We start from the raw sequence: 15,641 nt of genomic DNA on the forward strand, positions 1-15,641 counted from the left end.
CGATGGATTTGATTCTCTGGCGGCATGCGGAAGCGGAAGACTTGGATGAAACCGATGAAGGCGGGGGTAACGACTTGTCCCGCCGTTTGACGCCCAAAGGCGAAAAACAGGCGGCGCGCATGGCCGCCTGGTTGGATCGACAGCTGCCCGAAGGCACCCGCATCTGGTGCAGCCCAGCGGTGCGCACCGAGCAGACGGTGTTGGCGCTGCGACGCAAATACCGCGTGCACGAAGATTTGGCGCCGGGCGCGAGCCCCGATCAGCTGCTGGCCGTGGCGCAGTGGCCCGATGCGCGTCAACCGGTGTTGCTGGTTGGGCATCAGCCGACGCTGGGGCAGGTGGTGGCGCGCTTGCTTGGCATCAGCGCGGGTGAATGTTCGGTGCGCAAGGGTGCGGTTTGGTGGCTGCGCCGGCGCGAGAAGCACGGCCACTGGCAGACCGTGCTGCTGTCAGTGCAAACCCCTGAATTGCTGTAAAAAGCTAACCAGAGCCCCTGGGGTCAGGGCAGCTGCAGTTGCAGCCGCCATGGGGTGCGTTCCCACGCAGCGGCTTCCTCTTGCAGCAGCCAGGCCGACTGCGGAAATTGCCGCGCCCAGCCTGGCTCCGCCAACAGCCGAAACGTCGCTCGTGGGACAAAACGCAGCGCCAACGCCTCCACGGCGGGATCCTTGCGAGCGTGGCACAGCAGCACCGCCAGCCGCAGGCACATCAGTTGCTTAGCGAACAGTTCGTCGGACAGCGCCTCTTCCACCTTGCGCAGCTTGCCACGCTGGCCCAACACCAGCAGGCTCAGCCGGTGCAGCTCGGGCAATGAAAAGCCCGGCGCGTCCACATGATCCAGGATGTAAGCGCCGTGCTTGTGCGCGTCGGTGTGCGAGATGTGCGCGCCGATTTCGTGCAGCCGCGCGGCCCAGGCCAGCTTTTGCGAGTAGCGACCGTTGTGCGGATCGGGTGCGGCCACCTGCTCGAACAACCTCACCGCCGTCGCGCGCACCCGCTCCGCCTGCGCGGCGTCCACTGCAAATTTTTGCGCCAGCCAGCGCACCGTGCGCTCGCGCACATCGGTGGCATCGCTGGCGCGATCGATCAGATCGACCAGCGCTCCCTGGCGCAGGGCGCCCTGCGCGCGGTGCACCTCCTGCCAGTCGAACAGCTCGAACAGCGCCAGCATGATCGACACCCCGCCGGCCAACACCGGGCGGCGATCGTCTTTGAGCCCCTCCAGCCGCAAGGCATCCACATGACCAGCGCGCACCATGCGCTCCACCAACCATTGCAGACCTTCTCGGGTGATCATGCCGGGGGCAAAGCCCGCCAGCGTCAGCATCTCCGCCAGGGCGCCAGCGGTGCCGGAGGAGGCATACACCGCGTCCCAACTGCCCGGGGTGAACACGTCCAAGGCTTGATCCAGCACGGCGCGAGCGGCCACCACCGCCAGCCGCAAGCTGCGCTCGCTGACGCGTCCAGCGGCAAAGTAGCGCGTTGACCAGGCCACGCTGCCCAGCGGATACGACTCCATCCGCAACGCACGGTAACCCCGGCCCAGAATCACCTCGGTGGAGCGGCCCCCGATGTCCACCACCAGGCGCCGCTCGTCGGCCTGCGGCAGCAGATGCGTGACGCCTTGGTAGATCAAGCGCGCCTCTTCATGTCCGCCGATGACATCGATCGGAAAACCCAGCACCTGCTGCGCGCGAACCAAAAATTCGTCCCGGTTGCGCGCCTCGCGCAGGGTTTGCGTGGCCACCGCGCGCACCTGGCGCTTGTCAAAGCCGCGCAGCCGCTCGCCGAACCGCTCCAAGCACGCCCAGCCGCGTTCCATGGCCTCGGGGCTTAGCCAGCCGTCTTCTGACAGGCCGGCCCCTAGTCGCACGGTTTCTTTCCAATACTCGACGCGCTCGATATGGCCGGCTTGGTAGCGGCCGATCTCGAGCCGAAAACTGTTGGAGCCGAGGTCCAGGGCGGCCAGCAGGGTTCCGTCTTGCATGCGCGCGGTGCCGTTGGGGGGTTGCCAAGCCTCAGCATACCAGAGCGCCGCCGCGGCGCCGTGTGACGAGGATGTCACAGAACCGTCATAAAGCCGCCCTAGGATGCGCGGGCGGTCGTCGTGGGAGATGGCCGGTCGAGTCCAACCTTCGGAGCGATGCAGATGAAACTCAAGAAACTCGTGGCGCTGATGGGCGTCGTCACGCTGGGCTTCACGGCCCAACAGGTCATGGCGCAGGCCGCGCAGGTCGATCCGGCCCTGCCCCGGTACGAGAAGGCCGCCGGTGTGTCGGGCAACTTCACGAGCATCGGTTCGGACACGCTCAACAACCTGATGACGCTGTGGGCCGAGGAGTTCAAGCGTCTGTATCCCAACGTCAACATCCAGATCCAGGGCGCCGGCTCCTCCACCGCGCCGCCGGCCCTGACCGAGGGCACCTCCAACTTCGGCCCGATGAGCCGCCTGATGACGGCCAAGGAGATCGAGAGCTTCGAGAAGAAACACGGCTACAAGCCGACCCCGGTGCCGGTGGCCATCGACGCGCTGGCCGTCTACGTGCACAAGGACAACCCGATCAAGGGCCTGAGCATCGAGGAAGTCGACGCGATCTTCTCCAGCACCCGCAAGTGCGGCGGCGCGACCGACATCACCAAGTGGGGGCAGCTGGGCCTGACCGGCGACTGGGCCAACCGCGACATCGCGCTGTACAGCCGCAACTCGGTGTCGGGCACCTACGGTTACTTCAAGGACGTGGCCTTGTGCAAGGGCGACTTCAAGCGCAACGTCGCCGAGCAGCCCGGCTCGGCCTCGGTGGTGCAGTCGGTGGCCACGCAGCTCAACGCGATCGGCTACTCCGGCATCGGCTACAAGACCTCCGGCGTGCGCGCGCTGCCGCTGGCCAAGAAGAAGGGTGAGCCGTTCGTCGAGCCGGACGCCAAGCACGCCGTCGATGGCAGCTACCCGCTGGCCCGTATCCTGTACATCTACGTCAACAAGAAGCCCAACCAGCCGCTGCCGCCGCTGGAGCGCGAGTTCTTCAAGATGGTGCTGTCGCAGCAGGGTCAGATGGTGGTGGTCAAGGACGGCTTCGTGCCGCTGCCGGCTACGCTGGCCAAGAAGGCTCTCGATGACCTGACCAAGTGATCGGGAGCGCCCAGCCATGAACCGACTGCACTGGATGGGCGCGGCCGCAGCCGCCGCCCTGTTGGCGGGCTGCGCGACCCAGCCGGCGCCGGCCCCCAAGGCCGAGCCGGCCAAACCCGCCGCCGCGCCGGCTCCCGCGCCTGCGGCTGCCGCCCCCGCGGCGGCGCCGGCAGCGTCCGCGCAGGCGCGCGAGTTTTACGTCGTGCTGCCGGAAGACGGCCGCTACTACGCGTTCGGCTCCTTCAAGCTATACCAGGACTACCTGGCGCACGGCGAGGTGCCGCTGACCCGCACCCGCATCGGCGCCGGCCCCGGCGGCCGCACGGTGGTGTTCGCCATCACCAACGACGACGTCAAGAGCGGCCAGCCGAGCCAGCCCGAGCAGGTGTTCGACGGCAAGCTGGCCGCCGCGCCGGGCTTCTACGGCGAGGTGTTCAAGGACGGCCGCTACTACGTCTTCGGCGAGCTGAAGGATCTGCTGGACTTCGCCGCCTTCGGTGAAGTGCCCTATTCGTTCACCGACATCGGCGCCGGCCCCAACGGGGCCACCATCGTCTGGGTGATGAACAAAGACTCGTTTGCCAAGGGGCGTCCGGCCGAGCGCATCGAGCGCTTCCGCCAGCAGCGCCAGCAGGGCAAGTGAGCCCGCTTGGCCAGGAGACGAAGCTGGCGGGTCGGTATGATCCGCCAGCCGCTTTTTTCGACCGGCGATGCCCGTTGCGGTATCGTGACGGTTGCCGGCCTGACGACCCCGTTCGCGTCCGTCGCCCCCGACGGTAGACCCATCCCATGAGTTCGACCCAAGCCCCCCAAGCCCCCCGCAGCCTGACCGCCGCCAGCGTCGACCGCGCGATGGGGCGGCGCCTGTGGATCGACCGCTGGTTCCGGCACTTCATGACCGCCGGCGGCCTGGGCGTCATCGTTGCCATCTCGGCCATCTTCTTCTACCTAGCCAGCGTGGTGGTGCCGCTGTTCCTGCCGCCCACCGTCGACCGCGCCACCCAGTACCCGGCGCCGGGCCCCGACCGCCAGCCGGTCGTGGCGCTGCAGGCCGACGAGCGGCTGGAGGAGCTGATCCGCGTGCAGGCCGACGGCCAGGTCGTTTACGCCGATTTCTTCAAGGGCGAGGTGCACGCCACGCGCCGCATCGAGCTGCCCGCCGGCGTGGAGGTCAGCGCCACCGCGCTGTCCGACCGCGCCTCCAAGACGGTGGCGTTCGGGCTGGCGGACGGCCGCGTCGTCGTCGCCAAGACCGGCTTCAAGACCAGCTTCGACGCCGAGGCGCGCCGCGTCATCGAGCCGGAGATCGAATATCCCGCCGGCGAAGCGCCGATCGCGCTGGATCCGCAGGGCCGCCGCCTGGTGCAGCTGGCGGTGCAGTCCGGCAGCGATGGCACCACGCTGGCCGGCGTCAGCGAGGACGGGCGCCTGCTGCTGAGCGCCATCTCGATCGAGCGCAACCCCATCACCGGCGCCGAGACGGTGGACACGCGCAGCGCGCAGGTGGAGCCGGCGCCGGCCGACATCCGCATGGTGCTGGTGGAATTCAAGCAGCGCGAGATGTACGTGCTGGCCGGCGAGCGCGAGCTGTGGCGCTACAGCATCGCCGACAAGGGCGCGCCGGAGCTGCTGGAAAAGGTCATGCTGGCGCCCGAAGGGCAGCGCGTCACCGCGCTGACGATGCTGTCGGGCGGCTACTCGCTGATCGTCGGCACTGACCAGGGGCAGCTTTCGCAGTGGTTCCCGGTGCGCGAGGAGGGCACGCGCTTTAAGCTGAGGCACATCCGCGACTTCAAGCCGATGCCCGGCGCGATCACAGTGCTGGAGCCGGAGTTCAACCGCAAGGGCTTCATGGCCGGCGACGACAAGGGCCATCTCGGCAGCTACTTCGCCACCTCCAAGCGGCTGCTGTTCCTGCGACCGCTGTCGGACCAGCCGCTGGTGCGGCTGGGCTATCCGCCGCGCGGCAACGCCTACATGGCCGAGGACGCCGCCGGTCGGCTGCACGTCGCGCACGTCGAGAACGACTACCCCGAGGTCTCCTTCTACGCCATTTGGCAGAAGGTCTGGTACGAAAGCTACGAGGAGCCGTCGTACGTCTGGCAGTCGTCGGCGGCCAACGCCGACTTCGAGCCCAAGTTCAGCCTGGCGCCGCTGACCTTCGGCACGCTCAAGGCCGCCTTCTACGCCATGATCGTCGCGGTGCCACTGGCGCTGCTGGGCGCGATCTACACCGCCTACTTCATGTCGCCAAAGGTGCGCGGGCTGGTCAAGCCCACCATCGAGGTGATGGAGGCGCTGCCGACCGTGATCCTGGGTTTCCTGGCCGGGCTGTGGCTGGCGCCGTTCGTCGAGAACAACCTCGCCGGCGTGCTGCTGACGATCTTCACCTTCCCGCTGACGTTCTTCGTCGCGGCTTGGCTGTTCCACCTGCTGCCGGAGGGCATCCGCCTGCGCGTGCCGCCGGGCTGGGAGGCGGCGATGCTGATCCCGGTGCTGATCGTGCAGGTGTGGCTGTGCCTGGCCATCGGCCACCCGATCGAGGCGGCGTTCTTCGGCGGCGACATGCCGAACTGGCTCAGCAACGTGGCCGGCATCAAGTTCGAGCAGCGCAACTCGCTGGTGGTGGGCATCGCGATGGGCTTCGCGGTGACGCCGACGATCTTCTCGATCGCCGAGGACGCGGTGTTCTCGGTGCCCAAGCACCTGACCACCGGCTCGCTGGCGCTGGGCGCCACGCCGTGGCAGACACTGACGCGCGTGGTGCTGCTGACCGCCAGCCCCGGCATCTTCTCCGCCGTCATGATCGGCCTGGGCCGCGCGGTGGGCGAGACGATGATCGTGCTGATGGCCACCGGCAACACCGCGGTGATGGACTTCAGCATCTTCACGGGCTTTCGCACGCTGTCGGCCAACATCGGGGTGGAGATGCCCGAGGCCGGCGTCGGCGAGACGCATTACCGGTTGCTGTTCCTGTCGGCGCTGGTGCTGTTTGCCTTCACCTTCGTCGTCAACACCATCGCCGAACTGGTGCGGCAGCGGCTGCGCCAGCGCTACCAGACCATCTGAGCGCCGACCGAGGACACGCTGCATCATGAAAGATTGGCTCAAATCCGGTTCACCGTGGATCTGGATGACCGGCGGCGCCGTGGCGCTGGCGGTGCTGTCGGTGTTCTTCGTGCTGTGGATGACCGCGGCCAAGGGCCTGACCCACTTCTGGCCGAAGGCCGTGCTGGAGACCACCTTCCGCGACGGCGACCGGCAGGTGCGCCTGATCGGCGAGCTGCGCGAGACCGAGGAGGTCTCGGTGCGCCGCCTGCAGGAGGCCGGCTTCAAGATCGACACGCAGGACGCCTTCGTCGAGCGGGTGCTGATCAAGCTCGGCAACCGCGACCTCACCGGGCAGGACTTCCGCTGGTTCCCGCGCCCGCTGCTGGGCGAATTCAGCTACCCGCGCGACATCCTGACCGTGGAGCGCCACGAGTGGGGCAACTTCTACGGCCACCTCAAGGCCGTCAAGGAAGGCGATCAGGTCGTCGCCGAAGGCCCGCAGGCCTGGGGCGAGCTGCAGGCGCGCGTGCAGCGCGCGCAGCGGCTGTTCCGCGAGATCCTGCGCATCGAGAAGGACGACATCGGCGACGTCAACTACCGCATCGAGCAGCTGCGCCTGCGCGAGCGCAAGGCCCAGCTGCAGGGCAAGCTGGACGACGCGCTCAAAGCCGAGCTGGCGCAGCAGCGCGCCGCGCTGGATGCGGAGTTCGCCCGGCTGCAGGAGCGGCTGCAGAAGCTGCGCGAGGACATCGGCCGCGACGCGCTGGTGGCCGAGGTGGCCGACGGCCGCGCGGTCGAGGTCAAGCTCGCGCTGGTGGCCGACGTCTACCAGGCCAACGCCATGAGCACGGCCGACAAGATCGTGCACTACGTGCGCAAGTTCTGGGAGTTCCTCACCGACGACCCGCGCGAGGCCAACACCGAGGGCGGCATCTTCCCGGCGATCTTCGGCACCGTCACGATGGTGCTGGTGATGTCGGTGATCGTGACGCCGTTCGGCATCATGGCCGCGGTTTACATGCGCGAGTACGCCAAGCAGGGGCCGCTGATCCGCGTCATCCGTGTCTCGGTCAACAACCTGGCCGGCGTGCCCTCGATCGTCTACGGCGTGTTCGGCCTGGGCTTCTTCGTTTACGTGCTGGGCGGCAACATCGACCGGCTGTTCTACCCCGAGGCGCTGCCGGCGCCGACGTTCGGCACGCCGGGCCTGATGTGGGCGTCGCTGACGCTGGCGATCCTGACGCTGCCGGTGGTCATCGTCGCCACCGAGGAGGGGTTGGCGCGCGTGCCGCGCTCGGTGCGCGAGGGCAGCCTGGCGCTGGGCGCCACCAAGGCCGAGACGCTGATCCGCACCGTGCTGCCGATGGCCAGCCCGGCGATGATGACCGGGCTGATCCTGGCGGTGGCGCGCGCTGCCGGCGAGGTGGCGCCGCTGATGCTGGTCGGGGTGGTCAAGCTTGCCCCGTCGCTGCCGATCGATGGTTACCCTCCGTTCATTCACCTGGAGCGCAAGTTCATGCACCTGGGCTTTCACATCTACGACGTCGGCTTCCAGAGCCCCAACGTCGAGGCCGCGCGCCCGCTGGTGTACGCCACCGCGCTGCTGCTGGTGATCCTGATCATGGTGCTGAACCTGGCGGCCATCAAGCTGCGCAACCACCTGCGCGAGAAGTACCGCGGACTGGAAAGCGTCTGACCCCCGACCCCCCGAACGGCCCGCCGGCCGGCCGCCGCCGCGCCCGCGGGCCCCGATGCCGAGCACGATCATGAGCGAGCAAGCCAACAAGACCACCTTCGTTCAGACCCACGCGGCGTTCCACCAGGCCCCGCCGCTGGAGACGCTGCCCAAGGCGCTGGAGGTGAAAAACCTCAACCTCTGGTACGGCGACAAGCACGCGCTGCACGACATCAACATGGGCATTCCGAAGGGCAAGGTGGTGGCCTTCATCGGGCCCAGCGGCTGCGGCAAGTCCACGCTGCTGCGCTGCTTCAACCGCATGAACGACCTGGTGGACAATTGCCGCATCGAGGGCGAGATCCTGCACGAGGGCGTCAACATCTACGACCGCAGCGTCAACGTCGCGCAGCTGCGCCGCCGCATCGGCATGGTGTTCCAGAAGCCCAACCCGTTCCCGAAGTCGATCTACGAGAACGTGGCCTACGGGCTGCGGCTGCTGGGCGTCAAGAACAAGGCCTACATCGACGAGGTGGTGGAAAAGTCGCTGCGCGGCGCGGCGCTGTGGGACGAGGTCAAGGACCGGCTCGACGCCAACGGCCTGAGCCTGTCGGGCGGCCAGCAGCAGCGGCTGGTGATCGCGCGCGCGATCGCGCTGGAGCCGGACGTGCTGCTGCTGGACGAGCCGTGCTCGGCGCTGGACCCGATCTCCACCGCCAAGATCGAGGAGCTGCTGATCGAGCTCAAGGAGCGCTTCACGATCGTGATCGTGACGCACAACATGCAGCAGGCCGCGCGCGTGTCGGACTACACCGCCTACATGTACCTCGGCGACCTGATCGAGTACGACGCCACCGACACGATCTTCACCCGGCCCCGGCGCCAGGAGACCGAGGACTACATCACCGGCCGCTTCGGCTGATGGCCACCCACGCAAGGAGCAACCCATGGACAAGCACATCTCCAGCCAGTTCGACGCCGAACTCAACTCCATCTCCACGCGCGTGCTGGAGATGGGCGGCATCGTCGAGCGCCAGATCCAGTGGGCGGTGCAGGCGCTCGTGCAGGAGGACGGCGCGCTGGCCAAGCAGGTGCTCGACGCCGAGCGCGCGATCAACGAGCTCGAGCTCGGCATCGACGCCGACCTGTCGACCACCATCGCGCGGCGCCAGCCCACCGCGCGTGACCTGCGCTTCCTGATCGGCATCTCCAAGACCGTCAGCAACCTGGAGCGCGCCGGCGACGAGGCCGCGCGCATCGCGCGCATGGCCGCCTCGATCGCCGAGAGCGGCCACGGCCGGCGCCTGCCGGTGTCGGAGCTGCGCCTGGCCAGCGAGCTGGCCGCCACCCTGCTGCGCCGCGCGCTGGACGCGCTGGCGCGGCTGGACGTGGAGGAGGCGCTGGCCATCCTGCGCGAGGACGACCGCGTCGACGTCGAGTTCAACGGCTTCGTGCGCAAGCTGGTCACCTTCATGATGGAAGACCCGCGCACGATCTCGCCGAGCTTGGACCTGCTGTTCGTCGCCAAGGCGATCGAGCGCATCGGCGACCACGCCAAGAACGTCGGCGAGGTCATCATCTACATCGTCAAGGGCCTGGACGTGCGCCACGCCCCGATCGAGCAGGTGGAGTCGGTGGTGCGATGAGAAAGCTGCCGCGCGTGCTGGTGGTGGAGGACGAGCCGGCGATCGCCGAGCTGATCGCCGTCAACCTGCGCCACAACGGCTTTGCCCCGATCGTGGTGTTCGACGCCGACGCGGCGCAGCGCGAGGTCGACGCCGTGCTGCCCGACGTGATCCTGCTGGACTGGATGCTGCCCGGACGCAGCGGCGTGCAGCTGGCGCGCGCCTGGCGCATCGACGACCGCACCAAGGGCGTGCCGATCATCATGCTGACGGCGCGCTCGGAGGAATCCGACAAGGTGCAGGGGCTGGACGCAGGCGCCGACGACTACGTCACCAAGCCGTTCTCGACCCAGGAGCTGCTGGCGCGCATCCGCGCCGTGCTGCGCCGCCGCGCGCCGGAGAGCGTGCCGGATACGGTGCAAGCGGGTGCGTTGGTGTTGGACGCCGCGGCGCATCGCGTCACGTGGCAGGGAAGGGAGCTGAAGGTGGGACCGACGGAATTCCGCCTGTTGCATTATTTGATGAAACACCCGGAACGCGTTCATAGTCGAGCCACGTTGTTGGATCGGGTATGGGGGGATCACGTCTTTATTGAGGAGCGCACGGTGGACGTGCACATCAAGCGCTTGCGCGAAGCTTTGGGTCCGGCAGGCGCCATGATCGAAACGGTGCGCGGGGCTGGCTATCGGTTTTCAACAGGGGCTGCGGTCGCTGCGTGACAGCTTAGCCGCGCGAATTCGTTTTTGAGGATGTGGCCGCGCGTCTTGGGTTTGGCCGCAAGCTCGCTTGGCGTGGCGGGGTTGCTGGCTTGGTTGACGCCTTGGCCGCAGTGGGCGTGGGCTGGCGCGGTGGGCGGGGCGTTGCTCTGGCAGGCTTGGGATCATCGGCGTTGGCGCGTCGTGTTGCAATGGTTGCGCGATCCGCAAGCCGCGACGATGCCCGAATTCGGTGGCGCGTGGGGTGAGTTGCTGGCCCGGGTGCGCAAACCGATCAAAAGCGCCAACCGTAAAGCACGCAAAGCTCAGGCCCGGCTGCAAGAGTTTCTGTCGGCCATCCAGTCGGCGCCTAATGGGGTGGTGCTGCTGAGCAAAGAAGGCGCCATCGAGTGGTGCAATTTGATGGCTGGAGAGCATCTTGGCTTTGATGCCAAAAGGGATTTGGGGCAGCGCATCCGCAATTTGGTGCGTGATCCGGCGTTCATCGAGTACTTAAATCAGAAAGATTTTAGCCGCCCGGTTGAAATTGATGGCCGCGATGCTCGACCTGGTCATCCTCAGCGCATCGCGCTGCAAATTTTTCCCTATGCCAAAGGCCGCCGGCTGTTGTTGACGCGCGACGTGACGGCGATTGAGTTGGCCGAAGCCATGCGGCGCGACTTTGTCGCGAATGTGTCGCATGAGATTCGCAGTCCGTTGACAGTGATCAACGGTTTTATCGAAACGCTGCAAACCCTGGATTTGGATGAAAGTCAACGTCGGCACTTTTTGGATTTGATGGCCCAGCAGGCGCGGCGCATGCAGGCGCTGGTGGATGATTTGTTGACCTTGTCGCGGCTGGAGGGCAGCCCCGCGCCGGACGCCAGCCACTGGGTCGACGTGGCCGCGCTGGTCGACGAGGTTGCCGCGCAGGCGCGCGCGCTGGCCGAGGTGCTGCATCAGGGCCGGCAGAGCTTGGAGGTGCGGGCGGGGCCTGCGCTGATGGTGGCAGGTTCGCAGGCCGAGCTGGCCAGCGCGCTGAGCAATCTGGCCAACAATGCGGTGCGTTACACCCCCGCTGACGGTCACATCGAAATGGGCTGGCTGTGGCTGCCGGATGAGAGCGTGGAGTTTTTTGTGCACGACGATGGCCCAGGCATCGAGCCCGAGCATTTGCCAAGGTTGACCGAGCGGTTTTATCGTGTCGATCGCAGTCGCTCCCGTGAGACCGGCGGCACGGGGTTGGGGCTGGCCATTGTCAAGCATGTGGCCCAACGCCATGGCGGACAGTTGCTGATCGACAGCGTGGTGGGGCATGGCTCGACCTTTCGTTTAAGGTTGCCTCCTGCGCGTGTAACCCCTATGGAGTCCGGTGAAGCAGGTCGCCTTGCCAGCGTGCCTTCGCTCGAACGTCATGGCGCGCGCCCAACCTCTGGGGTTGGCGCCCGCTCATAGAGTCGCCAACGTTCCCGGTGCGGGCGCAGGCGGGCAAGGTCGGCGCGCAGCAGCCAGCTGTCTTCGGGAGTCACCGTGGCGCGCGGCCCCACCAGCAGCAGCGGGCAAGCGGCATCGGAGCCGCCCTGCCAGCGCCGCAACGTCAGGCCCCCATGCAGTTGCAAAGCGCCCAATTCCCCGGCACTGAGGCCCGTGACGGCCAGGCAAACCCCCGGCGGCACCCGTGCGGCCACGCGTTCGCTGATGGGACGCAGTCCCAAACCCCAGTTCAACAGGGGCAGCCAAAGCGTCATCAGCAACAACCAATTCAACGTCAAGCCTGACGCCGACAGCACTAGACCTTTCCAAAGCGCCGGAGCGCAGCGGCTTGCGCGCCACAACGCCACAGCGAACCACGACACGGTGGCTGCCAGCGCCAAAGCCAACGCGCCCCAGTGGAGGGGGGAATCGAAACCCGGCACGAGCCGCGCCACATTCGCGGCTGGTTTGGCCGGCACCCCGGTCATCATGGCGATCCAAATCACCCAAACGATGATCGCGGCCCCGGTGTAGAACAACAGGGCAAACCAGTCCACCGCCGCTGCAAGGCTGCCGCGTAGGGTGGGCAGCGCCCAAGCCGCCAAGATGGCCAGCGCCGGCAGCGCCAGCAACAGGGTGCGATCGTTGCCTCCTTCGGCCCACGCCATCATCAGCACCAAGCCTGCCCACGTCAGCGGCCAACCCAGATGCGGCTGCGTCAGCTGCCGACGCCAGCGCCACAGCGCCAGCAGCGCCAGCAGGGCGCTGGGCCACACGAACCAAGCCAGCAAGCGTCCCCAGCTGCGCCAGCGATCGCTGTCCAACAGGCCATCCCAGCCGTGGGGCCAGGGCAGCGCGGGCACACCGTAGGTTACTCGGGCCAATCCAAGCGCGGCCGCCAGCGCCGCAACGCCGGCCAGCGTAGCCGCGACCACGTAGCGGCGCCGCACCCCGGTGCGACGCCACCACAGGGCTGCAGCCCAAGGCAGCGCCGCTCCCAGCGCTGGGGCGCCTGAGAGGGCCAAGGCAAGCGCCGACAGAGCAACAGCGAAGAGGGCTAGGAACCAGGCGCGCCGGTCTTGCGATGCTGAGCCTCGCCAGGCTTGCGTCGTGGCCCAGCCGAGCACGCTGACGGCTGCAAGTTGCACCGCCGCGCCGCTGATTTGGTGCGCCAGGGTGGCCAACCCCAGGGTGGCCACCAAAGCCAGCAGCGCGCCGTCGGCCAAGGCGCGCGCATAATCCACCGCGCGCACCGACTCTCCAAACGCTGGGGTAAGCGGTTGCGCGGTGGGCTGCCTGGCCAGCCGGTAAGCTGCATACCACGTGCACGCCAAGCTCAGGCCCAACATCGCCACGAACGGCAACTGCGCTGCCACCACGGGGGGCAGCATCGGCAGAGCGCTCATGGCGGCGGCCCCGAGCCAGTAAGGCAGCCATTGCAGCGGCAAAACCGCTTCACCCAGGACCTGCGGGTGCAGCCATGAGCCGCCGTCGCGCATGCTCAGCATGGCCGCCAGCGTGGTGAGCTCCGCGCCGCGCCACGGGTCGCGCCCGACGAAGCCCGGCAACACGTAGGCGACGATCAGCAGCCACGGCACCCAGCGTGGCAGACGCCGCACCGCTTCGGGGGTGACCAGGGCAGGGGTGGGGGCTTTCATCTCACGAAACAAAACGGCCCGCAAGCGGGCCGTTTTGGGGAGCCAAACAATCCAACACCCGAGTCAATGGCCGGGCTTGGGTGTGGTCGGTTACTTGGCCGCAGCGCGCGCGTAGCGGCTGCGGAACTTCTCGACACGGCCGCCCATCGTGTCCACCGTCTTTTGCGTGCCGGTGTAGAACGGGTGCGACTCGCTGGAGGTCTCCAGCTTGAACAGCGGCAGCTCGCGGCCGTCATCCAGCTTGATCGTTTCCTTGGTCGGCGCGCACGAACGGATGATGAACTGGGCGCCGTTGGACAAATCCACAAAACAGACTTCGCGATATTCGGGATGGATGCCTTCTTTCATGTTGCGCTTCCTGGTAAGCGGCAGCCACAATCCGGCCCATCCGGAGTGCACTTGCCTTTGTCAAATCTTTGTATTATAGCTTCTCAGCCGCCTCGGCGCATTAGTTCGAAGAACTCCTGGTTGTTCTTCGTCTGCTTCATGCTCTTGAGCACCATCTCCATCGCCTCGATCTCGTCCATGTTGTAGAAGAACTGGCGCAGGATGCGGGTCTTTTGCAGGATCTCCGGCGGCAGCAGCAGCTCCTCGCGCCGCGTGCCGCTGCGGCTGAGCTGGATCGAGGGGAACACGCGCTTCTCGTACAGCCGGCGGTCGAGGTGGATCTCGCAGTTGCCGGTGCCCTTGAACTCCTCAAAGATCACCTCGTCCATGCGGCTGCCGGTGTCCACCAGCGCGGTGGCGATGATGGTCAGGCTGCCGCCTTCCTCGACGTTGCGCGCCGCGCCGAAGAAGCGCTTGGGCCGCTGCAGCGCGTTGGCGTCCACGCCGCCGGTCAGCACCTTGCCGCTGGAAGGCAGCACGTTGTTGTAGGCGCGCGCCAGCCGGGTGATGGAATCCAGCAGGATCACCACGTCCTTTTTGAGCTCCACCAGCCGCTTGGCGCGCTCGATCACCATCTCGGCCACGTGCACGTGGCGCGCCGCCGGCTCATCGAAGGTGGAGGCGATGACCTCGCCGCGCACGGTGCGCTGCATCTCGGTCACCTCCTCGGGGCGCTCGTCCACCAGCAGCACCATCAGGATCACCTCCGGGTAGTTGGTGGTGATGGCGTGCGCGATGTGCTGCATCATGACCGTCTTGCCGCTCTTGGGCGGGGCCACGATCAGCGCGCGCTGGCCCTTGCCGATCGGGGCGATGATGTCGATGATGCGGCCGGTGATGTTTTCCTCGCTCTTGAGCCCCTCGCGCTCCAGCTTCATCTGTTCCTTGGGGAACAGCGGCGTGAGGTTCTCGAACATGATCTTGTGCTTGTTCTGCTCCGGCGGCAGCCCGTTGACCTTGTCGAGCTTGTTGAGCGCGAAGTAGCGCTCGCCGTCCTTCGGGATGCGCACGTCGCCCTCGACCATGTCGCCGGTGTGCAGGTTGAAGCGGCGGATCTGGCTCGGCGAGATGTAGATGTCGTCGGTGCTGGCGGTGTAGCTGGCGCTCGGGTCGCGCAGGAAGCCAAAGCCATCTGGCAGCACCTCTAGCACGCCGTCGGCGAACACCTGCTCGCCGGCGCGGGCGCGCTTTTTGATGATGGCAAACATCAGCTCCTGCTTGCGCATGCGGCCGGTGTTCTCGATTTCGAGCGATTCGGCCATTTTGAGCAGTTCGGCGACGTGCAGGGCTTTCAGTTCGTTGAGGTGCATGAGCAGGGGCCTCCGAATACGGGGGCTGGACGCAACCCAATCAGGGGATCACGAAGAGCGGTCGGTTAAAAGCCAACCGCGAACAGGAAGGGCAGTCATGCAGAGCAGAAGAGCATGACCGCCCGCGCGTTCGATGCAATGATTTGCGGAGGGCTCCGGGCTGAAAGGGCAGCCTTTGGGGAGCGGCCACGCCACGATGCGGTTTGAGCCTCGGCAAGCTGCTTTAGGCTACCGCCGCAAGCCCGTATTATCGCACGAGAAAGGAGGGCGCACCACAGGCGCCTGGGCGGCATCAAGCCAGATGCGGCTCCACAAAGGCCGTCAGCTGCGCTTTGGACAGAGCGCCGACTTTGGTGGCCACCAGCTCGCCCCCCTTGAACAACATCAGGGTTGGGATGCCGCGGATGCCGTAACGCGCGGGAATGTCCCGGTTTTCATCGACATTGACCTTGGCCACCACCAGCCGGCCTTGGTAGGTTTGCGCCACGTCGTCGAGGATGGGGGCGATCATGCGGCATGGCCCGCACCACTCGGCCCAAAAATCCACCAACACCGGGGTGTCGCTTTGCAGCACCGCGCGGTCGAACGTGGCATCGGTTACATGTTGAATCAGTTCACTGGCCATGGTGGGAAAAGC

14 protein-coding genes are annotated in these 15,641 nt (G+C 66.8%); 9 read left to right on the forward strand and 5 right to left on the reverse strand.

Annotated features, from left to right (window positions below; translation table 11 throughout):
• The first annotated feature begins 2 nt into the window (after window positions 1–2).
• Window positions 3–476, forward strand: coding sequence for a SixA phosphatase family protein (locus Talka_RS01440; protein WP_143889272.1), 474 nt, complete (start codon window positions 3–5; stop codon window positions 474–476).
• Between the two features lie 23 nt (window positions 477–499).
• Here Talka_RS01440 and Talka_RS01445 read toward each other — a convergent pair whose 3' ends face one another.
• Complete coding sequence (locus Talka_RS01445; protein ID WP_143889457.1) at window positions 500–1,987, reverse strand: Ppx/GppA phosphatase family protein; 1,488 nt, start codon at window positions 1,985–1,987, stop codon at window positions 500–502.
• A 162-nt stretch (window positions 1,988–2,149) separates the two neighbouring features.
• Here Talka_RS01445 and Talka_RS01450 point away from each other — a divergent pair, with 162 nt between their 5' ends.
• From Talka_RS01450 to phoR, 8 genes are all read left to right on the forward strand, one after another.
• Window positions 2,150–3,130: a PstS family phosphate ABC transporter substrate-binding protein gene (locus Talka_RS01450; RefSeq protein ID WP_143889274.1), complete on the forward strand. Its 981-nt coding sequence runs from the start codon at window positions 2,150–2,152 to the stop codon at window positions 3,128–3,130.
• Window positions 3,131–3,146: 16 nt separating this feature from the next.
• A complete protein-coding gene (locus tag Talka_RS11870; RefSeq protein WP_185970033.1) occupies window positions 3,147–3,773 on the forward strand; it encodes a hypothetical protein in 627 nt (208 codons plus the stop codon).
• 146 nt (window positions 3,774–3,919) lie between these two features.
• Window positions 3,920–6,199: an ABC transporter permease subunit gene (locus tag Talka_RS01460; protein WP_143889276.1), complete on the forward strand. Its 2,280-nt coding sequence runs from the start codon at window positions 3,920–3,922 to the stop codon at window positions 6,197–6,199.
• Window positions 6,200–6,224: 25 nt separating this feature from the next.
• Complete coding sequence (pstA, locus tag Talka_RS01465) at window positions 6,225–7,877, forward strand: phosphate ABC transporter permease PstA (protein WP_143889277.1); 1,653 nt, start codon at window positions 6,225–6,227, stop codon at window positions 7,875–7,877.
• A gap of 70 nt (window positions 7,878–7,947) precedes the next feature.
• Entirely contained in the window at window positions 7,948–8,778 is an 831-nt protein-coding gene (gene pstB / locus Talka_RS01470) for a phosphate ABC transporter ATP-binding protein PstB (protein WP_143889279.1), read from the forward strand.
• A 25-nt stretch (window positions 8,779–8,803) separates the two neighbouring features.
• Window positions 8,804–9,502: a phosphate signaling complex protein PhoU gene (gene phoU / locus Talka_RS01475; RefSeq protein ID WP_143889281.1), complete on the forward strand. Its 699-nt coding sequence runs from the start codon at window positions 8,804–8,806 to the stop codon at window positions 9,500–9,502.
• Window positions 9,499–10,200: a phosphate regulon transcriptional regulator PhoB gene (phoB, locus tag Talka_RS01480; RefSeq protein WP_143889283.1), complete on the forward strand. Its 702-nt coding sequence runs from the start codon at window positions 9,499–9,501 to the stop codon at window positions 10,198–10,200. The genes phoU and phoB overlap by 4 nt, the downstream gene beginning before the upstream one ends.
• Window positions 10,201–10,230: 30 nt before the next feature.
• A complete protein-coding gene (gene phoR, locus Talka_RS01485) occupies window positions 10,231–11,631 on the forward strand; it encodes a phosphate regulon sensor histidine kinase PhoR (protein ID WP_143889285.1) in 1,401 nt (466 codons plus the stop codon).
• Here the strand turns inward: phoR and Talka_RS01490 are convergent.
• The 4 genes from Talka_RS01490 to trxA form a co-directional block, all read right to left on the reverse strand.
• Entirely contained in the window at window positions 11,589–13,307 is a 1,719-nt protein-coding gene (locus Talka_RS01490) for a hypothetical protein (RefSeq protein WP_143889287.1), read from the reverse strand. The two genes, phoR and Talka_RS01490, sit on opposite strands and share 43 nt — an antisense overlap.
• A 90-nt stretch (window positions 13,308–13,397) precedes the next feature.
• Window positions 13,398–13,655 (reverse strand): type B 50S ribosomal protein L31, encoded by a 258-nt coding sequence (locus Talka_RS01495; protein WP_143889289.1) that lies wholly within the window; start codon window positions 13,653–13,655, stop codon window positions 13,398–13,400.
• 83 nt (window positions 13,656–13,738) lie between these two features.
• Window positions 13,739–15,004, reverse strand: coding sequence for a transcription termination factor Rho (gene rho / locus Talka_RS01500; RefSeq protein ID WP_143889291.1), 1,266 nt, complete (start codon window positions 15,002–15,004; stop codon window positions 13,739–13,741).
• A 292-nt stretch (window positions 15,005–15,296) separates the two neighbouring features.
• A complete protein-coding gene (trxA, locus tag Talka_RS01505) occupies window positions 15,297–15,629 on the reverse strand; it encodes a thioredoxin TrxA (RefSeq protein ID WP_143889293.1) in 333 nt (110 codons plus the stop codon).
• Between the last annotated feature and the right edge of the window lie 12 nt (window positions 15,630–15,641).

It is taken from the genome of Tepidimonas alkaliphilus (assembly GCF_007556595.1).
GTDB lineage: Bacteria > Pseudomonadota > Gammaproteobacteria > Burkholderiales > Burkholderiaceae_C > Tepidimonas > Tepidimonas alkaliphila.

What these genes read in the sequence shown, in the direction of transcription:
- Talka_RS01490 (WP_143889287.1), bottom strand. Translation starts at nt 13,307, where the DNA reads ATGAAAGCCCCCACCCCTGCCCTGGTCACCCCCGAAGCGGTGCGGCGT.
- pstA (WP_143889277.1), top strand. Translation starts at nt 6,225, where the DNA reads ATGAAAGATTGGCTCAAATCCGGTTCACCGTGGATCTGGATGACCGGC.
- Talka_RS01440 (WP_143889272.1), top strand. Translation starts at nt 3, where the DNA reads ATGGATTTGATTCTCTGGCGGCATGCGGAAGCGGAAGACTTGGATGAA.
- rho (WP_143889291.1), bottom strand. Translation starts at nt 15,004, where the DNA reads ATGCACCTCAACGAACTGAAAGCCCTGCACGTCGCCGAACTGCTCAAA.
- Talka_RS01445 (WP_143889457.1), bottom strand. Translation starts at nt 1,987, where the DNA reads ATGCAAGACGGAACCCTGCTGGCCGCCCTGGACCTCGGCTCCAACAGT.
- Talka_RS01450 (WP_143889274.1), top strand. Translation starts at nt 2,150, where the DNA reads ATGAAACTCAAGAAACTCGTGGCGCTGATGGGCGTCGTCACGCTGGGC.
- Talka_RS11870 (WP_185970033.1), top strand. Translation starts at nt 3,147, where the DNA reads ATGAACCGACTGCACTGGATGGGCGCGGCCGCAGCCGCCGCCCTGTTG.
- phoB (WP_143889283.1), top strand. Translation starts at nt 9,499, where the DNA reads ATGAGAAAGCTGCCGCGCGTGCTGGTGGTGGAGGACGAGCCGGCGATC.
- trxA (WP_143889293.1), bottom strand. Translation starts at nt 15,629, where the DNA reads ATGGCCAGTGAACTGATTCAACATGTAACCGATGCCACGTTCGACCGC.
- phoR (WP_143889285.1), top strand. Translation starts at nt 10,231, where the DNA reads ATGTGGCCGCGCGTCTTGGGTTTGGCCGCAAGCTCGCTTGGCGTGGCG.
- Talka_RS01460 (WP_143889276.1), top strand. Translation starts at nt 3,920, where the DNA reads ATGAGTTCGACCCAAGCCCCCCAAGCCCCCCGCAGCCTGACCGCCGCC.
- phoU (WP_143889281.1), top strand. Translation starts at nt 8,804, where the DNA reads ATGGACAAGCACATCTCCAGCCAGTTCGACGCCGAACTCAACTCCATC.
- pstB (WP_143889279.1), top strand. Translation starts at nt 7,948, where the DNA reads ATGAGCGAGCAAGCCAACAAGACCACCTTCGTTCAGACCCACGCGGCG.
- Talka_RS01495 (WP_143889289.1), bottom strand. Translation starts at nt 13,655, where the DNA reads ATGAAAGAAGGCATCCATCCCGAATATCGCGAAGTCTGTTTTGTGGAT.